This window comes from Verminephrobacter aporrectodeae subsp. tuberculatae, from assembly GCF_026127385.1.
GTDB classification, from domain to species: domain Bacteria; phylum Pseudomonadota; class Gammaproteobacteria; order Burkholderiales; family Burkholderiaceae_C; genus Acidovorax; species Acidovorax aporrectodeae.
The window spans coordinates 1-449 of the sequence record NZ_QZCX01000016.1 but is presented as its reverse complement, the minus strand read 5'-3'; the positions used below and the strand labels follow the sequence as shown (position 1 = coordinate 449).

Below are 449 nucleotides of genomic sequence, written 5' to 3'. Positions count from 1 at the left end.
GCGGCTTTGACGCAAGCAAGATAGACCTCTCGAACGCGAACGGCACACTGGGTCCGCTGACGGCCAGCGAAGCAGGAAAGACCTGGACCGCGACCTTCACGCCCACGGAGAACGTGAACAACGTGACGAACAACACCATCCGCGTGAACATGAGCGGCGTGCGGGACTTGGCGGGCAATGGCACGCTGAGCCCGGTCAGCAGCGCCCACTACACCGTGGACACCCGGCCTGCCGGCGGCGTCGTCGTGCCGACCGCCACGATCACGCTGACCGATACCACGCTCAAGGCGGGGGAAACGACGACCGTCACCTTCCGCTTCAGCGAGACCGTCACCGGGTTCAGTTCCGAGGACATCGTTCTGACGGACGCCAACGGCACGCTGGGTCCGCTCACCGCGGTGGGCACGGACAGAAAAATCTGGACCGCCACGTTCACGCCCACGGCCACC

The 449-nt window shown here is 65.5% G+C and carries 1 protein-coding gene; it reads left to right on the top strand.

Translation table 11 applies throughout. From position 1 onward, the window contains the following. On the top strand, positions 1-449 hold a 449-nt coding region (locus tag D5041_RS21910; protein ID WP_265285834.1), incomplete at both ends, for an Ig-like domain-containing protein.